Origin of the sequence: Rossellomorea aquimaris (assembly GCF_020171925.1) — a bacterium.
Classification (GTDB): domain Bacteria; phylum Bacillota; class Bacilli; order Bacillales; family Bacillaceae_B; genus Rossellomorea; species Rossellomorea aquimaris_F.
Window position 1 is genome coordinate 589,591 of the sequence record NZ_JAIVAR010000003.1, and the last position, 17,505, is coordinate 607,095.

Annotated in this window: 13 protein-coding genes; 2 read left to right on the forward strand and 11 right to left on the reverse strand. The window is 47.3% G+C overall.

Features of this window, described 5'->3' with window-relative positions; genetic code table 11:
• Positions 1–15 precede the first annotated feature (15 nt).
• From putP to LCM10_RS14260, 8 genes are all read right to left on the reverse strand, one after another.
• A complete protein-coding gene (gene putP / locus LCM10_RS14225; RefSeq protein ID WP_224876924.1) occupies positions 16–1,524 on the reverse strand; it encodes a sodium/proline symporter PutP in 1,509 nt (502 codons plus the stop codon).
• A 1,054-nt stretch (positions 1,525–2,578) separates the two neighbouring features.
• On the reverse strand, positions 2,579–3,733 hold the full coding sequence (locus tag LCM10_RS14230; protein WP_224876925.1) for a CamS family sex pheromone protein: 1,155 nt from the start codon (positions 3,731–3,733) through the stop codon (positions 2,579–2,581).
• A gap of 14 nt (positions 3,734–3,747) precedes the next feature.
• Positions 3,748–5,754: an NAD-dependent DNA ligase LigA gene (gene ligA, locus LCM10_RS14235; protein ID WP_224876926.1), complete on the reverse strand. Its 2,007-nt coding sequence runs from the start codon at positions 5,752–5,754 to the stop codon at positions 3,748–3,750.
• A gap of 202 nt (positions 5,755–5,956) precedes the next feature.
• Positions 5,957–8,194, reverse strand: coding sequence for a DNA helicase PcrA (gene pcrA / locus LCM10_RS14240; protein WP_224876927.1), 2,238 nt, complete (start codon positions 8,192–8,194; stop codon positions 5,957–5,959).
• Between the two features lie 78 nt (positions 8,195–8,272).
• Complete coding sequence (locus tag LCM10_RS14245; protein ID WP_224876928.1) at positions 8,273–8,959, reverse strand: heptaprenylglyceryl phosphate synthase; 687 nt, start codon at positions 8,957–8,959, stop codon at positions 8,273–8,275.
• A 613-nt stretch (positions 8,960–9,572) separates the two neighbouring features.
• Positions 9,573–9,878 (reverse strand): YerC/YecD family TrpR-related protein, encoded by a 306-nt coding sequence (locus tag LCM10_RS14250; RefSeq protein ID WP_224876929.1) that lies wholly within the window; start codon positions 9,876–9,878, stop codon positions 9,573–9,575.
• Between the two features lie 20 nt (positions 9,879–9,898).
• Positions 9,899–10,939: a DUF3048 domain-containing protein gene (locus LCM10_RS14255; RefSeq protein WP_224876930.1), complete on the reverse strand. Its 1,041-nt coding sequence runs from the start codon at positions 10,937–10,939 to the stop codon at positions 9,899–9,901.
• Positions 10,940–10,984: 45 nt separating this feature from the next.
• Positions 10,985–12,724, reverse strand: a complete 1,740-nt coding sequence (locus tag LCM10_RS14260) for an adenine deaminase C-terminal domain-containing protein (RefSeq protein WP_224876931.1) — start codon at positions 12,722–12,724, stop codon at positions 10,985–10,987.
• A gap of 245 nt (positions 12,725–12,969) precedes the next feature.
• Here LCM10_RS14260 and LCM10_RS20790 point away from each other — a divergent pair, with 245 nt between their 5' ends.
• A complete protein-coding gene (locus LCM10_RS20790) occupies positions 12,970–13,461 on the forward strand; it encodes a DUF2892 domain-containing protein (protein ID WP_318247499.1) in 492 nt (163 codons plus the stop codon).
• Between the two features lie 79 nt (positions 13,462–13,540).
• Positions 13,541–13,654 carry an EYxxD motif small membrane protein gene (locus tag LCM10_RS20880; RefSeq protein ID WP_412103400.1) on the forward strand — a complete coding sequence of 38 codons (114 nt, stop codon included), beginning with the start codon at positions 13,541–13,543 and terminating at the stop codon, positions 13,652–13,654.
• On the opposite strand, the gene purD is transcribed toward LCM10_RS20880, so the two are convergent.
• From purD to purN, 3 genes are all read right to left on the reverse strand, one after another.
• Entirely contained in the window at positions 13,632–14,903 is a 1,272-nt protein-coding gene (gene purD, locus LCM10_RS14270; protein ID WP_224876932.1) for a phosphoribosylamine--glycine ligase, read from the reverse strand. The two genes, LCM10_RS20880 and purD, sit on opposite strands and share 23 nt — an antisense overlap.
• A gap of 363 nt (positions 14,904–15,266) precedes the next feature.
• Positions 15,267–16,802, reverse strand: a complete 1,536-nt coding sequence (gene purH, locus LCM10_RS14275; protein ID WP_224876933.1) for a bifunctional phosphoribosylaminoimidazolecarboxamide formyltransferase/IMP cyclohydrolase — start codon at positions 16,800–16,802, stop codon at positions 15,267–15,269.
• Positions 16,803–16,919: 117 nt separating this feature from the next.
• Positions 16,920–17,495: a phosphoribosylglycinamide formyltransferase gene (purN, locus tag LCM10_RS14280; protein ID WP_224876934.1), complete on the reverse strand. Its 576-nt coding sequence runs from the start codon at positions 17,493–17,495 to the stop codon at positions 16,920–16,922.
• Positions 17,496–17,505 lie beyond the last annotated feature (10 nt).

A 17,505-nucleotide genomic window follows, 5' to 3' on the forward strand; every position in this document is an offset into this window, starting at 1 on the left:
CTAGTGAATATCAGATTATTTTACAATATCCTTCGCTACAGCTTCATCGAATTCAGCTTTGATCTCTTCGCTTGGTTGTGGTCCAACCTTACTGAAGATCACAATTGCAAGCATGGCAAGGAAGAATCCTGGAACGATCTCATATAGAGAGAACGGGATAATTTCTGCCACTGTAAGCTGCTTCCACACAACGACTGTAACAGCACCTGTGATCATACCAGCAAGCGCACCATTGCGTGTCATGCCTTTCCAGTATAGGGAAAGAAGGATGATTGGTCCGAACGCGGCACCGAATCCACCCCATGCATAACTTACAAGATCAAGGATTTTCGTTCCGCCGCCATTGGCAGGGTTACCTTGAATCGCAAGAAGGATGGCGATGAACGCAATCAGGAGAACCCCGATACGTCCTACCCACACTAGCTCTTTATCAGATGCATTCTTACGGATGATGGATTTATAGAAATCCTCCGCCAACGCACTTGATGATACAAGAAGCTGGGAGTCGATCGTACTCATGATTGCAGACAGGATCGCCGCTAACAGGATACCGGATACCCAAGGGTTAAAGAGTACATCTGTAAAGAAGATGAACACTTTCTCTGAGTTATCGACATCACCTGTGATTAAAGGTGCGTCAGCAAAGTAAGCGATACCGGCAAAACCAGTGACAACTGCTCCAATCATGGAGACCGTCATCCAGCTCATACCGATCCAGCGCGCTTTAGGGACATCCTTTGTCGTACGTAAGGCCATAAAGCGTGTGATGATATGAGGCTGACCGAAATAACCAAGTCCCCATGCAAGTAATGAGATGACACCCATTACCGTCATCGTATTCATTGTATCAAGGTTTGCAGGATCGACTGAACGTACAGCATCCACTGTCGCATTCCAACCGCCAAGCTCTGAAATCGCAACAATCGGAGTGACGATCAATGCAAGGAACATCAGAATCCCTTGAACGAAGTCAGTCCAACTTACCGCCAAGAATCCTCCAAGGAATGTGTAAGAGATGATGACGATGGCACCGATCCACAATGCCGAAGTATAAGACATCCCAAACGTTTCTTGGAATAATAGCGCTCCGCCGACAAGACCAGACGATGTATAGAAGGTAAAGAATACAAGGATGATCACTGCTGAAATTACACGAAGAAGACGAGATCCATCTTTGAAACGATTTTCGAAGAAATCAGGAACCGTGATTGAATCGTCTGCAACTTCCGTGTAAGCACGTAGTCTTGAAGCAACAAATCTCCAGTTTAAATAAGCACCAATAACCAACCCAATACTTAACCAGATTGAACCTAAACCAATTGCATAAGCGAGACCAGGAAGTCCAAGCAATAACCATGAACTCATATCGGATGCACCAGCACTTAACGCTGCTACCCCCGGTCCTAAACTACGTCCTCCAAGAACGTAATCCGATAAGTTACTTGTTAATTTGTAAGAAATAATACCGATTGCAAGCATACCAACTAAATAAACAATAAACGTGATTAAAGTAGCTATATCCATTGTTGTGTCAGCATTCCCCTTTCAATAAATTTTGTATACATGTTCGTCAGGTGCTTAATCCGACTTTCGACATATGCTAAAAGACCTTACGGAATAGAAGTCCAACAGTCCTTTACCCTATGCATACAGGTTGTAAACTTATTCACTCATAAAAGTTTGAAAAAGTTTTTTCTGCGAAGCAATGTTTCCGTAACAAGTTCACAACGTTATTAATGCTATCATACATTGGAGAAAAACACATACTGAAAATTCTGAACACATAGTCCCATATGCATTTTTATTCACTATTTTTGCATATATTTTTATGAAAGCGCTTAAATAGCTATATTCATTCATAAAAATTTATAAAATTAAATTGATTTGTGACAAAAATTTGTCACTTCTGCCAATAAGCTAACGTTAGCTCTTTTAGTTTGAACCATTTGGCTTATTGATATGTATTTGCAAGGTGAATTTTTTTGAGGTGGTTGTTGGCGGGTTCTTTTGGAGTTGGGAGTTGGTGGTGATTAGGGTTGCGTGGAAATGGATTGGGGGCGGTGGTGGATCCGTGACGGAGAGCGTGATGGTGGACAGGGTTGGCGGGTGTTTGGCGGCTTGATGCGTGGAAAGGAGTGGTTGGGGCTGGGGATAAGATCGGGTTTTGGAGTGGAATTGCGGAGGAATTGGGATAGAAGTTAGGGATGAAGCATGGATTGAGTTCGTGTTGAAGGTGCCAGGCTGGGTGCAAAACTAGATGGACTGCTAAGATCGGATAAATCACTATTTTGAATGGCCACTTTTAGGAGAACTCGAATCACTCTAGCCAAAAATGCCGATTTAAACATGGATTGAAGGCCGCTAGTGAGTCTAATTACAGGTCCTGTGAGCCAACATTTCAATTTGTGCGCGATTATTTTCATTTGTGCGCGGATTTTTCATTTTGCGCGCGAAAATTTCGTTTTATGCGTATTTTACCAAAATATTCAATAAATGATCATGTTTCGAAACAACCCTCTCACAATCCCCCAAACAAAAAAACCGGCCACCACCCGGCCGGTTTTTCAAATTAAAACAATCACTCATAGATATGAAGATACGTTTCCTTACTTCCTTTTTTCTTCACGACCAGCGCCTCGGGGCCGTATGAAGACTTGATGAGAAGTTCCACATTCCAGCTTTCAGGCGTACTATTTCCAATCAGGTTGGAGAGGTACTGGGCAAATCCGATGGTTTCGGTTTTCCCGTTGAACGTAAGGGCCACTTCAAGTTTCAGGTCGGAAAGCTTTTGATCCTGATATAGGGCTTCACCCGTTACCCCGGTGAACACCGGGAAGTAGTCTTCAATTTCCTTTTTCAGATCCTGGAAGACTTTATTGTCATTAGGGTGATCCTCGGCAGCATCCGGAGACGGGAAGATGTAATGTTTCTCATCGACCCCTTTCCAGTCTTGGATGGTCTCAGAACCCCCGTTCACGGTCGTATACGCAAAGAATTGCCCCGGGACCACTTCCTGCTTTGGAGCTTGCTTATATAGTGCCATCATGATCGGGACATTTTTGAGGTCGTCTTTTTGACGCATCCTCTTCAATATCTCTTCGGCCATCTTTGCTCCCTGGGTCTTCAGCACATCATTACTGATTGGCTTAATGACTCTCGTCCCATTTGAAAGATTGGTTTCATAATTGACGGAATTCAACGAAAGGGCGATGACGACACCACCAAGCTGAACTTTATTATCGTCATCTTTTTTCATCAGATAATTATGTTCAACGATGTGTGCCAAGTAGATGGGAGCATTCCCGGCTTCGTTTTGGACCGGGTTCAACCCAAGGTTATCGCTTTCCTTCATGTTTTTTTCCGCAAGTTGATCGGTCGTGTATTTCCTTTGGAGCCAGCTATCAACCGTTTTCTTGTTTAGGAATTGGCCTTCTTTAAAGAAATACTTATCCGTTGAAAACTGCTTTTGCGCCACTTGGAGCAATCCATCTTCTATTTCATTGATATCATATCTCGATCCAAGGTCATTTACGACGATTCCCCTCGTATTACTCGTTTCATAAGGAAGGATGGTCTTATAATAGTCGTTTGAAATTTGAAAGTTAGGAATGATGGCCTTTTTCGATTCGCTATCCTGATTTTCCTGGACCACTTGATCCTGCTTTTCAAACGTCGGCGCACAGCCGCCAAGTACCAACATGGCTGCCATTACCGCCGATATCCTTTTTTTCATTCCTGTCACACCTCTTATCGGTTAAGTTCTTCCAACAGCTTGTCCTCGTCCCATACTTCTATCTCTAATTCCTGGGCTTTCGTAAGCTTCGATCCAGCATCTTCACCGGCAATGACAAGGTCCGTCTTCTTACTCACACTTCCTGTCACTTTACCACCAAGCATCTCGATCTTCTCTTTCGCTTCGTTCCGGCTCAGTTTTTCGATCTTCCCTGTCAGCACAATGGTCTTTCCTGCAAAATAGGAATCAGACTCCGCTGCAGCCACAGGTTTAGGGCCCTTATACTCCATGTTCACTCCGGCATCTTTCAGTTCCCCGACCAGTTCTTTCACTTCATCGTTCTCAAAATAGGCGACAATGGCATCGGCCATTTTATCACCGATTTCGTTGATATTCGTGAGCTCATCCTTCGACACTTCCATCAATCTGTCCATGGTCATGAATTCCTGGGACAGTGTCTTGGCCGCTTTTGCACCAACATGACGAATCCCGAGCCCGAAGAGTAACTTTTCAAGGGAATTCTTTTTGGAAGCTTCTATCGCCTGGAGAAGGTTGTCTACCGACTTCTCCCCCATCCGTTCGAGCTGAAGAAGTTGTTCACGTTCCAGTTTATATAGATCCGCTACATCCTCGATCAGCTCTTCCCTGAACAGCTGACTGATGACCTTTTCCCCAAGGCCGTCGATGTTCATCGCATTCCTTGAGACAAAATGGATGAGTCCTTCGCGGATCTGAGCCGGACATTTAGGATTTATACAGCGTAGCGCCACTTCCCCTTCGAGCCTTACAAGCTCGCTTTCACATTCCGGGCAGTGTGTCGGCATGCTGAATTCCTGCTCTTCGCCGGTTCGCTTCTCTTCCAGTACGTTTACGACTTCAGGGATGATGTCACCGGCTTTCTTGATGACCACATGATCCCCGATTTTAATATCCTTTTCCCTGATAAGGTCTTCGTTATGGAGCGATGCACGCTGAACCGTCGTCCCTGCAACTCTTACGGGTTCAAGGATCGCGGTAGGTGTCACGACGCCCGTCCGTCCGACACTAAGTTCGATTTCCTTCAGGATTGTGACCACTTCCTCAGCGGGGAACTTATATGCAATGGCCCAGCGTGGGCTCTTGGCCGTTGTGCCAAGGGATTGCTGCTGTTCCAGGGAATCCACTTTGATGACGATACCGTCAATATCATAGGCAAGGTCCGGACGTCGTTCCGACCAGCCCTCCACATAGTCCAATACTTCTTCTATCGTAGCACATCTCTTGCGCTCAGGATTCGTCTTGAAGCCAAGTTGGTCCAATTGGTCCAGACCTTCGCTATGGGACTCAATCCCTGTGTCGCCGATGTCCGCAAGTGCGTAAAGGAAGATGTCCAGATTCCTTGAGGCAGCAATCTTAGGATCGAGTTGGCGTAATGACCCCGCCGCCGCGTTACGCGGGTTCGCGAACGGCTCCTCGCCATTTTCCTCTTTTGCTTTATTCAAGCTTTCAAATGAACGTTTCGGCATGAAGGCTTCACCGCGTACTTCGAATGAAAGAGGCTCTTTGATCTTCAGTGGGATGGAACGGATCGTCTTGAGATTCGAGGTGATATCCTCACCGATGGAACCATCTCCGCGGGTCGCTCCCTGAACGAAAACGCCATCCTCATAGCGGAGGGACACTGCCAAACCATCAATCTTCAATTCACATACGTAAGAGAAATCATCCCCGACGGCCTGGCGCACGCGGCGATCAAAATCACGGAGATCTTCTTCGTTGAAGGCATTCCCGAGGCTCAGCATCTGACTGCGATGCTCCACTTTCTCAAATGCATCAAGGACCGTCCCCCCGACTCTTTGGGACGGCGAATCCGCTGTCCTGAGTTCCGGATACTGATCTTCCAGGTCAATCAGTTCCCTTAACAGCTGATCATACTCCGAGTCTGGCACCGAGGGCTTATCCAGGACATGATACTCATAGTTATATTGATTCAAACGTTCATGTAATTCCCTTACACGTTTTTCAGCCGATTGTTGATCCATTGTAACAACCCTTTCCTGCTTATCTTCATTCACATTATGTAACAACTGTTTAATTTCCAGAGTGAGGTGGCACAAGCATTTTTCGCTTTAATCAAACGTTTGTTTAAATTGAAGCCCCCTCCCACCATCTAGTGTGAGAGAACATTTCTTAAAATAAACATCATGGGAGTGAATGTCATGATTCACTCCCACTACATGTTGATCAGGCTTTTTCGATTGGAGCGAACTTTGCGAGCAATCGCTTGATTCCTGTCGGGCTCGGGAATGCGATGTCGAGCTCGACGCTGTCCCCGGATCCCTTCACACTCACAACGGTTCCCGTTCCCCACTTTTTATGGGACGCTTTGTCTCCCACCTGCCAGGATACCGATTCTCCGCCGGTGGTCTTTTGAACGACCGGACGGGTTACAGGTTTCCTTGGAGCTGGCCTTGAAGGAGCGCCCCCTGAAGATCTGCCGAATGGCGTGGAGAAAGGACTCTTGCTCTTGCTTTCGGCCATGACATCATCCAGCAGGTCTGCAGGGATTTCACTGATGAACCTGGACACAGGATTCATCTTGGTTTGTCCGAAAAGGGTCCTCATCTGTGCATTTGTCATATAAAGCTCTTCTTCTGCACGCGTGATCCCGACATAAGCAAGGCGGCGCTCTTCTTCCATTTCATCTTCTTCCATCAGTGAACGGCTGTGAGGGAATACGCCTTCCTCCATTCCCATCAGGAATACAACCGGGAATTCGAGTCCTTTCGCAGCATGGAGGGTCATCAGGATGACAGAATCCTTTGGCTGATCGTCTTCATCGAGCTTATCGATATCCGCGACCAAGGCCAGATCCGTCAAGAATGCCACGAGGCTCTTGTCATCATTTGACTGCTCGAAGCTTTTCGTAACGGATAGGAACTCGTCCAAGTTTTCCAGTCTGCTCTGCGACTCGATCGATTTTTCAGCTTTCAGCATATCCGTGTAGCCGGATTTATCGAGGATTTCCTCAACGAGTTCCGTCACCGATACGTACTCCTGCATATTGGTATAACCCTTGACCATTTCCTTGAATTCGATCACGGCTTTGGTGATCTTAGGGCTCAATCCGATAAAATCAGCTTCCCCGAGCGCAGCGAACATGGAAATGTCATGATCCTGGGCATAACGGGCAATTTTATCGATTGACGTCGCACCTACGCCCCGTTTCGGGACATTGATGACACGTTGAAGGCTGATGTCATCATCGGGATTCGCAATCAAACGAAGATAAGCAAGGATATCCTTGATTTCTTTCCTGTCGTAGAACTTGATGCCGCCCACGATGCTGTATTCAATATTGGATTTGAGCAGAACTTCCTCCATTACACGGGATTGGGCATTCGTACGGTAAAGGATGGCAAAATCAGAGTACTTGCGCTTGCCACTTTCGACCATCTCCTTGATCTTGCCTGTCACGAACTGAGCTTCTGTTTGCTCCGAATCCGCCCTGTAATAGGAGATCTTTTCACCATCATGATTCTCTGTCCAAAGGTTCTTCGGCTTCCGGTTTGAGTTCTTCTGGATCACTTCATTCGCCGCCTGCAGGATCCGCTTCGTTGAACGGTAATTCTGTTCAAGAAGAATGACATTGGCACGCGGGTAATCTTTTTCAAACGAAAGGATATTGGCAATATCCGCCCCACGCCAACGATAGATGGATTGGTCGGAATCCCCTACAACGCAAAGATTCTGGAAACGGGAAGCGAGCAATTTAACGAGCATATACTGCGCCCTGTTCGTATCCTGATACTCATCGACGTGGATATACTGGAACTTGCGCTGATAAAATTCAAGCACTTCTGGAACACGCTGGAACAGCTGGATCGTCGTCATGATCAGGTCATCGAAGTCGAGTGCCTGATTCTTGCGAAGACGTTTCTGATACTCGGTGTACACATCGGATACGACTTGGTCGTAATAGCCACCCGCCGTTTTGCTGAACTCTTCTGGAGTGGTCAGTTCATTCTTCGCCGAGCTGATTGACCCGAGGATCGAGCGGGCATCGAACTTCTTCGGGTCGATGTTTTTATCTTTCAAAATGGATTTGATCACGGACTGCTGATCCGTCGAATCCAAAATCGTAAAATTACGGTTCATCCCGATCCGGTCGATGTCCCGTCGCAAGATCCGCACACACATGCTGTGGAACGTCGAGATCCAGATATCCTCGGACGCGCCCCCAAGGATCTTGTGAATACGATCCTTCATTTCCCGAGCCGCTTTATTCGTAAACGTAATGGCCAGGATGTTATAGGGGTTCACCCCTTTTTCCACCATAAGATACGCAATCCGATGCGTCAGCACCCTCGTCTTTCCGGATCCTGCCCCTGCCATGATCAACAAGGGACCTTCTGTTGCCTTCACAGCCTCTGCCTGCTGCGGGTTCATTCCATTCAATAACCGATCAGTCAAAAATTGCATAACTCTCTCACCACCATAACGAACATACGTTCTGTATTTATTCTCTATTATATCCTAAGGAGGGGCAAACCTCCAACATTAACCTTTAACTGCTTTTACCGTTTTTAACGCTTCTTTTAAATCGTCATATATACTATTTCCAACGACAATCACATCCGATACTTCGGCCATTGTTTTCGCCTGCTCAGCTGTCTTGATGCCGCCTCCGTAGAATAGGGTCGTGTTCTCCAAAGAATCTTTCACTTCCCTCACTGTTTCAACATCCCCGTAAGTACCGCTGTACTCCAGGTAGAAGATCGGAAGGTTGAACATTTTCTCAGCCATCATCGCGTATCCGGCCACATCTTCACTTGTGAGGTCCGCATTCGCTTCCGTCACCTTCGCCGCTTTGCAATCGGGATTCAATATACAATACCCTTCGACGAGGATTTCATCCCAATTCATGATCTCGCCATATTCCTTGACCGCCTGATGATGAAGCCCCGTCACCCAATCCGTATTCGAGCTATTCAACACCATCGGAATAAAATAAAGATCAAAACCGGGTGTGATCGACTCCAAATTTGAAACCTCCAGAATACAAGGAACTGTATAGCGTCGGATCCGCGCCATTAAATCAAGAACCTTTTCAAGGGTTACACCGTCCGTTCCCCCTACGATGATCGCATCCGTCCCCGATTCGCATACGGCTTCCAACTCTTCGTCATCTATATGTTTATTCGGATCCAATTTAAAGACATGGCTCCACTTTCGGACATCATACATTCATTCGTTCCTCCATTCATACATCCATCTAACGTATTATATCATGTGAAGATGGGTGTCGCATTACCTCGTCTTTCATTGGAGGGGTTTTCTAGAAGTTACTAGTTTGGTTGGGGTTTTTCGATTTGGATTGAGGGTGGGGATTGGTATGGGGGGTTGGATTTTGGAAGGTGGGTGCTAGTTTGGTTCTGTTCGTTGAATTGAGCGAGGCCTGTTTGCAGTTTTAGATTAGAATGATTCTTATAAGAGCATATATTTCTTATTTGGAGCATATTTCTGATATTAGGAGCATAAATTCCTAGTTTGGAGCATAAATCCCCGATTAGGAGCATAAACCTCAAATTTGGAGCATAAATCTCTAATCTGCACCCTCGTCCCTGCCCCCTTGAATCAAAACCTATCCTAATAGTCACTGAATCAGCAAAATTCGAACGATTTTCACCCAAAAAGTCTAATCAAGCAGTCAAACAACAAGCGAAAACATCTCCCCTATTCCAAAACACCCCCTATTAACGTACCATCCCCCCGATCCCATACGAAAACACCCCCACGGCAATACCCAACCCAACCCCAAAAGAAAAAACCGCTATCTCTCAAGATAACGGCTTTCTCATTATTTCTCTTCTGTTTTTTCATGAACACGATCAAGGACAAGCTGATAGGCATCGTTGCCGTAGTTCAAGCAGCGTTTGACGCGGGAGATGGTGGCTGTGCTTGCGCCTGTTTCTGTTTCGATCTTGTGATAGGTCTTGCCTTCCTGAAGCATGCGTGCCACTTCGAGACGCTGTGCTAGGGATTGGATTTCATTGATTGTGCATAGGTCGTCGAAGAAGCGATAGCATTCTTCCATGTCCTGCAAAGAAAGGATGGCTTTGAATAGCTGGTCCAGTTCTTTTCCTCTTAGTTTGTTTATTTGCATAAGTAGTCTCCTTTTTCACTCTATTGTTGATACGAGACAGATCCTGTTAGTCCAGGAGAGCTCGGTATGATATTGATCCAGGTTGCACCTTTTCGAAGCGGTAAGGGTTCCCCGTTCTCGAAAGGCAGGATTCTTCCGTCAACATTCTTCCACTGGACTTCACGGAGCTTACCGTCCTGCATGAGATAGGCGTTTCCGCCCGATTGAAGGTCGATATCCCGTCTGCCGGCACTGTCGATGACTTTATGAGGTGTTTCGGCGATCAGGATGTTCTCAAGGAGGACCGGATCTCCGGTATCATAATCCTTCGTCTGCTCACCATTTGAATAGCGTTCATATTTTCCTTCGTCCTCATTATATTCGTATACGACGTCAAACAGCGGGTTATTGAAATAGGAAATCATGATGGAACCTGCAGTCTCCCCGTTCACTTTATCGTCCTTTGATAGGAAGCGTAATGACTCAGGGGGTGTATCCATCGGGTAATCTTTCATTTTTGCCCCTTTTTTGATATTTTCAAAAGAAATATATGAATTATGGGGAGCCTTCCTGAATTCCGCACGCTTGAATAGCTTACCGTCGTATTGGATGCCGTTCAGATTGTCTATTTCACCGCTCGTAAGCATGGCTTTCGCTTCCGGACTGTAGCCGTGTGCGATGTAAAGGCTGTCGTATCCTTTGGCAAGGTCGATATAATAATCCCTCGCGCTGCGGACCGGACCGATTTTCTCGGGCTGCTTGCTTTGAAAAATGGCAAGGAACCTCGTGATGTCGCCTTCCGCGAGTACTTCATATACGATGTCCGCCTTAGAAAGACCCGATTGGGGCCTTGCTTTCGGATGGTTATTCACCATCACGGCTACGGAACGATTGGTCGGTTCTTCCTTCATTTCTTCACCTGTAAGAGGCGATTGAAACTTCATTGTGTTCTCAACACTTTCATTAGCCACGGGCGCTGCATTCTCTTCCTTCGCAGGTTTTTTACCTGCCTCATCCTGGTCAGAGCTGCATGCTGCAAGGGTCAGTGCACTTAACAAAATAATAAGTGGCTTTTTAAGCATGAAACGTAACACCCCTATTTAATCTATATCCTATACTTTCATATTTTAACGCATTATCGTTGGAAAGAGTACCGTTTTCTTCATTACATCATAGATTCCCTTCTGTGTCATCCTGATATAAGGCAAGTGGGTCGATTGCAGGAAGAGCAGTGTATAAATCGGATCGGAAAACTTGTATCCCCTCTCTGCTAACAATGCTTTCATTGTCTTCTCTTCCTCGATCAGTTCCGGCATGTCTTTTTTCGAAAGCAGGCCGCCGAGGGGAAGAGGGATTTCGTGAAGAACTTCGCCGCCTTCTGTCAGGACGATTCCGCCGCCGATTTCCTTCATTCGATCGAATGCTGCAATCATGTCGGATTTATTTTTCCCGATCAAGATGATGTCACCCGTATTGGAGTACGAGGATGCGAATCCTTTCACTCTGTCGGCAAAGCCTTTCAACAGCGTACTGATCCTCCACTTCCCATTCCGGTCAAGGAGCATCAGGAACGATTGGTCGTGGTCTTCCCCTAGTTCATCAGGAGAGGGATTGATGTTGATGGAATACGGCTTGGTGATGACATCATTGACCATCTCGATCCCGAATGGCATGGAGAACTGAAGGTCATCATACGTCACATCCCAATCGAGCGAAAGGGGTGTGAAACCATTCTTTTCCCAATGGATTTCGTGATCTTGCTCCACTGGCTCGCTGTCCCGAAGAACCCACTGTCCCTTTGAAAGGACGGAAACCGGCGTTGGATTCTCTTTGCTGTCGAGGAAGTTGATATTCGCTACCCTTCCAGTCGCGATCAATCCGTGCAGGTGAGTCAGATTATAGTATCTGGCCGCATTATGACTTGCCATATTATACGCTTCGATCGGTGATATCCCTTTGTCTATGATCATTTGAAGCAATACGTTCAATACACCTTTTTCATGAAAAGCAGGTGTGGATCCGTCCGTCGTGAGCAGGATGGAATCGTAATGGTCGATCCCCATTTTCTCAAGGCCCTCCAAGAGCTCAGGCAAGTCGGGACGGATTGATGAATGGCGAAGCGTCACTGTGAGTCCCTGGATGAGCCTCTTGTACACGTCTTCCCCTGTCATCGATTCATGATCTCCGTCAATTCCGAGCAGCCCGAGCTTCGCAATCGTTTTATCGGAAGATCCCGGGAGATGGCCTTCGACGATTTTGCCCATCCGTTTGGCTTCCTGCATCCAGTGAAGCATCAGGTCATCACCCTCGAGCAGCCTCGGCCAAGCGGTCAGCTCGCCGCCCTGTACGACCCTGTCATGCTCCAGCCACGACTTCACATCACCGTTCGAGAAGATGATGTCTTCATCGACCATCTCGGTTTGTGAATCAAACCGGGTCCACCAGTACATCGAATAGGGAAGGGACTGAAACTCATCCAGTAAAGAAAACGCTTTCTTTCTTCCCAATAACAAAAACATCATGAGATTATCATTCACAAATGTCGTTGTACCCGTTTGGGATGCATACTTGGAAAAAGTTTGGGGATTATAAAGCTGAAACGGATGTACATGCGGTTCAATATAACCGGGAACGAGGTATTGTGAAGAGCAATCCACGACTTCACAGCCCTCCATGGATTCAGGCAGTCGATCTCCTGTGTAAACGATACGGTCTTCGTACACCCAGATGTGTCCCTGCACCCATTTCTTCATCGTTGAATGCAGATATGTAGCATTTTTCAAAAGGATGGTTGGAGATCTCTCTCCGTCGAGAACCTGAACGTGTTCCCGCAGTTGTTTATTCTTCCATCTGTAGCGCTGTTCCAAGGCGAACACTCCTCTGGTGGGATGGTATTGTCTGTTTTCGCAAAATATGAAAAAAACCTATTTAAGGTCTTTCTATTGGTTGATTTGACAGGTGAAACCTATTCTCCTTCCTATCAGCCAACTACTGATAATATGAAGGATCCCTTCTAAAGAAAGGGCTTTCATTCATGTTAACATATTTTGTCTTTTAACGCATTAAAGGTTTACAACAATTATGTGAATTTTCTATCAAGGAGGAGTTACACATGAAAGTTACATCAAACATCGGGATCATCAATGCCCTGATTCGCATTACAGTTGGATTCACCACCCTCACATGGGCAACCGCAAAGCTTGTCAAACGTCCATGGAGGGATTCATACCTCGTCATGGCGGTGATTGGTGCCATGAAGGTCGGCGAAGGAATCCTTCGCTACTGCCCTGTCGTGGATCTGATGGATAGGAACGGGGACCATGATGGTGATCACAAGTCCAAAGGCCTTGGAGGTCTCAAAGGCATGGACATGTTCAATATGAAGGATATGTTGAATTCGGACAAGAAGAAGGGTGAAGACCACTCTTTCAGTGGTACCGAGACGCATGAACACAATACAGGATCTGCTTCCACCAAGAAAGACAACGACTTCAACCCTGAAGAATTGTCCAACAAAGAAGTCCAGGAAGCATTGAATGATGACCTCGGAAATTCATCCAGCAAAAAGAGTAACTTCGATAACCAGGGATTCACTCAAATTTAAACAAAGAGGGACGCCCTTTTAAAGGTACGTCCCTCATTACGTTAATGTGTTAAACCATCTTCGAAAGGAGCTGCACGTTATGTTTTGGGAATACTTGACTGATATGTCTTATGTGTTGTTCTCGTTGATTGGCGGCATTGTCGCCATCGCTTATGTCTATATCCGCAGGACTAGGAAGAGACGGGTGAGATAGCCTTTTTCCCGATGTCCCTTCTATAGAAAAGACCTGTAGTATCAAGTTTATTCAATTCGTCATAAACCTTGTGGTAAGCCGCTTCGACTGTTTCGGCTTCGGATGCGATCAATAACACCCTACCCCCGTCAGTGACCAGTCTGCCTTCCTCATCAAGGGCAGTACCGGCATGGTAGGAAAGCGTATTTTCCTGAAGGAGGTCCAGGTCCGGCAGGCGCACGCCTTTTTCATAATGATCCGGATAGCCTTCTGACGCAAGCACGACGCCAAGGATCGCATCGTTCTTCCATCGGAGATCGATGTGTTTGTCATTGAGTAAATCATTGATGATCAGCCCAAAGTCAGAATCCAGGCGCGGCAGGACCACTTGTGTTTCAGGGTCGCCGAAACGGGCATTGAACTCGATCACTTTCGGGCCATCCGCTGTCAGCATCAGCCCTGCATAGAGAATACCGGTAAAGGAACGCCCCTCTTCCACCATGGCTTTCGCTGTAGGGTGCAGGACCGTAGACACCGCTTCTTGCACAGCCTCATCAGGGATATGCGGTACCGGCGAATAAGCGCCCATTCCACCTGTGTTCGGACCCTGGTCCCCATCCAACGCACGCTTATGGTCCTGAGCGATGACCATCGGATACACCTTCTCCCCTTTGACAAAAGCCATCAGGGAGAATTCTTCACCTACGAGACATTCTTCCACGACCACTTTCACGGAAGCATCACCGAATTTCTTCCCAAGAAGCATTTCTTCAAGTGCCATCAGTGCCTCTTCTACCGTTTGCGCTACAACCACACCTTTGCCTGCAGCCAAACCGTCTGCCTTGATGACGATCGGTGCGCCTACTTGCTTGATATAGTCTGCCGCTGCTTCAAGATCCGTAAATACCTCATAAGCTGCAGTCGGAATCTCATATTTTTTCATTAAATCTTTCGCAAATGATTTGCTGCCTTCAATGATGGCTGCATTCTTAGTCGGTCCGAATACCCTTAATCCATTCGCTTGGAACTCATCGACAATCCCTTCTAGCAGCGGATTTTCAGGGCCTACTACCGTAAAATCGATCCCTTTCTCCTTCACAAAAGAAATCAGAGCCCCGGTGTCCGTCTCGTTGATGGCAATTCGATCCGCCACTTCCGCCATCCCCGGATTCCCGGGTGCACAGAATACGTTCGTAACACTTTTGCTCTCTGCCAACTTCCTGGCAATGGCATGCTCGCGGCCACCGCGCCCGATTACAAGTACCTTCATTAACAAAAGCCCCCTTATAAAGAACCCCTCCCATTAACGAGGAGGGGAAGATGATGAAAATCAAAAATTTAAGGTACGTCCCTCACTGCGTTAACGCATTGGGGTGGAGTGGGATTGGAGTTGGGTGGTTAGTGAGGGGTGTACCTGGTACAAACTGCTTCTGTTGTACCTGGTACAAAAAGTCGTCCTTGTACCCCGTACAAATTACTTTGAATGTACCTGGTACACTCCGGAACCCGTCCGTGCCTGGCACATTTCAGCCGATTTGTGCCTGGCACAATATACTCGATTTATGCCAGGCACCCAACCCAACTATCCGTCCCAGCACCCAGACCACCTACTCAAACCTAACTCCCCATTACCTTAATGTTTAAAATGACGTACGCCAGTGAACACCATCGTGATTCCGTGTTCGTCCGCTTTCTTGATCGAATCTTCATCCCGGATCGATCCGCCTGGTTGGATGATGGCTGTGACGCCCGCTTTGGCGGCCGCTTCGACGGTATCATCCATCGGGAAGAACGCGTCAGAAGCCATGCTTGATCCGACCGCTCTTTCTCCCGCTTGTTCGATTGCGATCTTGGCTGCGCCGACACGATTCATCTGTCCTGCGCCCACTCCGATCGTCATTTGTGAATCGGTCAGGACGATTGCGTTGGATTTCACGTGTTTGACCACTTTCCAGCCAAGTTTCATGCTTGCCCACTCTTCTTCTGTCGGCTCGCGCTTTGTGACGACCCGGACGTCGGCATTTTCCAGTGTGAACGTGTCATCGGACTGGACGAGAAGACCGCCTTCCACTGTAGTGAGCTTCTCCTCGAGTTTGTTCGTTGATTCGAATGGCACCGTCAATAAACGCAGGTTCTTCTTGCTTGAAAGAATCTCGAATGCTTCATCGCTGAAAGATGGGGCGATGACGATTTCAAGGAAGATTTCATGTAGCTGTTTGGCCGTCTCTTCATCGACCACACGGTTCAACGCGATGATCCCTCCAAAGATGGAGGTGGAGTCTGCTTCATATGCTTTCGAGAAAGCTTCGTTGATCGTCTCACCTACACCGACTCCGCATGGATTCATATGCTTGACGGCAACTGCTGCCGGCTCATTGAACTCCTTCACAATCTGCAAGGCAGCATTGGCATCATTGATGTTGTTATAGGAAAGCTCTTTTCCGTGAAGCTGTCTTGCCATTGCGACAGAAAACTCGGAACCAAGCGGCGCACGGTAGAATGAGGCCTTTTGATGTGGGTTTTCCCCGTAGCGAAGGTTTTGCTTCAACTCATATGTCATTGTCATGCGTTCCGGATTCTCTTCACCGGACACTTCCGTCATGTAAGCCGCAATATGTGCATCGTATGCTGCGGTATGGCGGAACACTTTTGCGGCAAGCTTGCGGCGGTTCTCATGGGAGACCTCCCCGTTCAGCTTCAATTCCGTGATGACTTGATCGTAATCAAGTGCATCGACGACAACCGTTACATACGCATGGTTCTTCGCTGCTGCACGAAGCATCGTCGGTCCACCGATATCGATATTCTCGATGGCTTCGTCGACGCCGACATTCGGTTTTGCGATGGTTTGCTGGAAAGGATACAGATTGACGCAAACAAGGTCGATCCCTTCGATGCCTTGTTCCTCAAGCTGTTTGCGGTGGGAATCTTCTCCCCTCTTCGCAAGCAGACCGCCGTGAATGGATGGATGAAGAGTCTTCACACGACCTTCAAGTATTTCAGGAAAGCCGGTCACCTCTTCGACTCCCTTCACTTCCAGCCCGCTATCTGAAAGAAGTTTTTTCGTCCCGCCTGTTGAAATGATTTCGTATCCTAAATCGATTAGCTCTTGAGTGAACTCCACGATTCCACTTTTATCTGAAACACTGATCAATGCTCTTTTCTTCAAAATGGCTCCTCCTCTAACTAGTCACGTTTCATCGACCTTTTTCAAGGTACGTCCCTCACCACTTTACCACACTACCATGATAAAGCAAAGGTTGGTTGTTGGTGTTCCTGAGGTGCTTTAGTAGCCTGTGGTCAGGAAGAGGTGGTTGAGGGTTGTCGGATATAGATGGTGCTCGACATGCTGGATTTTGTCCTGTAGTGATTCCCGTGTTTCCCCCGTGGTGACGCGGACGATGTCCTGGGCGATGATTTCGCCCGTATCCATGCCAGCGTCCACGTAGTGAACGGTCACACCGGTGATTTTCACGCCGGCTTCAAGCGCCTGCCCGATTGCATCCTTGCCTGGAAAAGAAGGCAGGAGGGACGGGTGGATATTGACGATCCTTCCCCCGTAGCTCTCCAGCAGCGTATGGCCGATCAGCCTCATATACCCGGCGAGCACGATGAAATCCACGCCGGCAGCTTCAAGCTGATGCTTGATCTCACCCTCGAATGCTTCCTTATTTTCATAATCCTTGGCGCGGAATACGAAGGTGGGGATCCCCGCCGACTGGGCCCTGTGAATCACAAAGGCCCCTGGCTGGTCGCATACAAGGAGCTTGATATTCGCCTTCAGCGTACCAGCTTGGACAGCATCCACTAATGCTTGAAAATTACTTCCGCTTCCTGATGCGAAAATGGCAATCTGTCTCATGACTAAGCCT

What these genes read in the sequence shown, in the direction of transcription:
- ligA (WP_224876926.1), bottom strand. Translation starts at nt 5,754, where the DNA reads ATGGATCAACAATCGGCTGAAAAACGTGTAAGGGAATTACATGAACGT.
- LCM10_RS14250 (WP_224876929.1), bottom strand. Translation starts at nt 9,878, where the DNA reads ATGCAAATAAACAAACTAAGAGGAAAAGAACTGGACCAGCTATTCAAA.
- LCM10_RS20790 (WP_318247499.1), top strand. Translation starts at nt 12,970, where the DNA reads ATGAAAGTTACATCAAACATCGGGATCATCAATGCCCTGATTCGCATT.
- pcrA (WP_224876927.1), bottom strand. Translation starts at nt 8,194, where the DNA reads ATGCAATTTTTGACTGATCGGTTATTGAATGGAATGAACCCGCAGCAG.
- LCM10_RS14255 (WP_224876930.1), bottom strand. Translation starts at nt 10,939, where the DNA reads ATGCTTAAAAAGCCACTTATTATTTTGTTAAGTGCACTGACCCTTGCA.
- LCM10_RS20880 (WP_412103400.1), top strand. Translation starts at nt 13,541, where the DNA reads ATGTTTTGGGAATACTTGACTGATATGTCTTATGTGTTGTTCTCGTTG.
- LCM10_RS14245 (WP_224876928.1), bottom strand. Translation starts at nt 8,959, where the DNA reads ATGTATGATGTCCGAAAGTGGAGCCATGTCTTTAAATTGGATCCGAAT.
- putP (WP_224876924.1), bottom strand. Translation starts at nt 1,524, where the DNA reads ATGGATATAGCTACTTTAATCACGTTTATTGTTTATTTAGTTGGTATG.
- LCM10_RS14230 (WP_224876925.1), bottom strand. Translation starts at nt 3,733, where the DNA reads ATGAAAAAAAGGATATCGGCGGTAATGGCAGCCATGTTGGTACTTGGC.
- purD (WP_224876932.1), bottom strand. Translation starts at nt 14,903, where the DNA reads ATGAAGGTACTTGTAATCGGGCGCGGTGGCCGCGAGCATGCCATTGCC.
- purN (WP_224876934.1), bottom strand. Translation starts at nt 17,495, where the DNA reads ATGAGACAGATTGCCATTTTCGCATCAGGAAGCGGAAGTAATTTTCAA.